Below are 2,404 nucleotides of genomic sequence, written 5' to 3' on the forward strand. Positions count from 1 at the left end.
GCTCAGCGTGCGACTTTTGCTAATCCAAAGCTATTGAATGAGATGGTACGTGATGAGGACGGCAACGTCATTCAAGGCTCACTCGCACGAGTCGAGCCGCAAGGGCAAGTCATGCGGATGTGGGAGGCGATCGAGACCTACATGAATCGTGAGCAGCCGCTTATCATCATCGCAGGTGACGGTTACGGTCAAGGCTCTAGCCGTGACTGGGCGGCTAAAGGCGTACGTCTCGCTGGCGTGGAAGTCGTCGTGGCTGAAGATTTTGAACGTATTCACCGTCAAAACTTGGTCGGGATGGGTGCACTCCCCGTTCAGTTCAAAGAAGGCGTCAACCGTAACACGCTAAACATCGATGGTACCGAAGTATTCGATATCGAAGGTGAGGTTTCAGCTGGCGGTGATATGACGCTAGTCATTCATCGTAAAGACGGCAGCATCGATAAAGCGCCTGTTATCTGCCGCTTAGATACCGCTGATGAGGTAAAAATGTACAACTCTGGCGGTATGCTACAGCGCTTTGCTAAAGAATTCTTAGCTGGTGAAGTCGCTTAAATCTCTCAGGTTTAGCTTGTAAATTAAAATAGAGCCGATGTTATATAGTGATATGGCATCGGTTTTTTTAAGCTTATAATCTCTAACTATTTGAATTTGGCGTAGGCTGAGTTTTTAACCCAGCATCGTAATTCTGTAAAGTCTAGAAGCTGCGCTAAAACTACAGCCCACAACGACGTACATTAAGTATTGATTAGGAGAGCCATCATGGAAGTTATCAGCTTTACAGACGCTAATAAAGACTTTAAAGCCGTTTTAGATACGGTGAACAATGATGCTGATGTGGTTGTCATAAATCGTAAAAATGATAATGATGCGGTTGTCATGTCATACAATCATTATAGTAGTTTGAAAGAGACGCTTTATTTATTGGGATCGCCTGCGAATGTAGCACATTTAGCCAAGTCTATCGATCAGTATAAAGTTAGCAAAGTGAGTTTCGGAAAAGATTAACCGCTAACCAAACTTAAAAGGTTTAACCTTACCAGCCTCAACCTCATATTTAGCAATTAATAATTGACGTACAAATTCGTAAGACAAATCAGGATTGTCTTGCATAATCTGTTTAATTTTAGCTGAGCTTGCATTCAGCTCTTTATCTGTTTCCATGATGCTCTCTATTTCTGATTACTGTATCTCTGTTTATATTATCAATAAAACAAAACCAAATCGTAACTATTCAAAGGACCTCCAACATGACTCAACCCAAATTTGCCCCACAAATCTCAGTTCCAGCCACCTATATGCGCGGCGGCACCTCAAAAGGCACCTTCTTTAAGTTATCCGACTTACCTGAACGTTGCCAAGAACCAGGCCAAGCGCGCGATAATTTCTTATTACGCGTTATTGGCAGCCCTGATCCCTATGGCAAGCAAATCGACGGCTTGGGTAATGGTAGCTCAAGCACCTCAAAGACGGTGATTTTGTCTAAAGCCAAGCAAGAAGACCATGATGTTAACTATCTATTTGGACAAGTTAATATCGCCAAGCCGATGATAGATTGGGCGGGTAACTGTGGCAACTTAACTGCAGCTGTTGGTGCTTGTGCGATAAATATGGGTATCGTTGATGCGGAAAAAGTAGCGAACAGCGTTGAAAATGGCATATGTGAAGTACGCATTTGGCAAGAAAACATCGGTAAAACTATCATTGCGCATGTACCCGTTTATCAAGATGATAACGGCAAAGTGCAAGTACAAGAAACGGGCGACTTTGAATTAGACGGCGTCACCTTCCCTGCTGCTGAAGTGAAGATTGAGTTTATTGATCCGGTTGATTCCTCTAGTGATATGTTTCCGACTAACAATCTAGTTGATGACTTTGATGTCTCTGGTTGTGGTTTAGATAAAGATAGCGTCAAAGCGACCTTTATCAGCGCGGGCATTCCGACTATCTTTATGAAAAGCGATGACTTAGGGTTCACTGGTACAGAGTTGCAAGGTGATATCAATAGCGATAGCGAGATCTTAACCAAGTTAGAAAAAATCCGCGCGCGTGGCGGTGTCGCAATGGGACTGTTTAAAGATGAGAGCGAGGCACAAAGTAGCCAGCATATTCCCAAAATTGCTTGGGTCGCTCCTGCGCAAAGTTATACTGCGTCTAGTGGCAAAGAAGTTAACTCAAGCGATATTGATCTAGTCGTACGCGCGATGAGTATGGGTCAACTGCATCACGCCATGATGGGTACGGCAGCGGTAGCGATTGCCGCAGCAGCGACAACTCAAGGTACGCTCGTCAATGGAGCCGCTGGCGGTGGCGAGCTGTCCGAGGTGCGTTTTGGTCATCCGTCGGGTACGCTACTTGTCGGCGGCAAAACTGAGCAAGTCGATGGACGCTGGCAAGCCAAAAAGGT

3 protein-coding genes and 1 pseudogene are annotated in these 2,404 nt (G+C 44.9%); 3 read left to right on the forward strand and 1 reads right to left on the reverse strand.

What is annotated here, in order from left to right; genetic code table 11:
- Together ACTXGO_RS12460 and ACTXGO_RS12465 are read left to right on the forward strand one after the other, a co-directional pair.
- A pseudogene (locus ACTXGO_RS12460) lies at positions 1 to 552 on the forward strand (Fe/S-dependent 2-methylisocitrate dehydratase AcnD); the annotation flags it as partial.
- Positions 553 to 759: 207 nt separating this feature from the next.
- Positions 760 to 1,005: a type II toxin-antitoxin system Phd/YefM family antitoxin gene (locus tag ACTXGO_RS12465; protein ID WP_443543050.1), complete on the forward strand. Its 246-nt coding sequence runs from the start codon at positions 760 to 762 to the stop codon at positions 1,003 to 1,005.
- A gap of 3 nt (positions 1,006 to 1,008) precedes the next feature.
- On the opposite strand, the gene ACTXGO_RS12470 is transcribed toward ACTXGO_RS12465, so the two are convergent.
- Positions 1,009 to 1,161 (reverse strand): hypothetical protein, encoded by a 153-nt coding sequence (locus ACTXGO_RS12470; RefSeq protein ID WP_443543052.1) that lies wholly within the window; start codon positions 1,159 to 1,161, stop codon positions 1,009 to 1,011.
- A gap of 86 nt (positions 1,162 to 1,247) precedes the next feature.
- Here ACTXGO_RS12470 and prpF point away from each other — a divergent pair.
- On the forward strand, positions 1,248 to 2,404 hold a 1,157-nt coding region (gene prpF / locus ACTXGO_RS12475), incomplete at its 3' end, for a 2-methylaconitate cis-trans isomerase PrpF (RefSeq protein ID WP_443574762.1).

The sequence above is a fragment of the Psychrobacter sp. T6-1 genome (assembly GCF_052258445.1).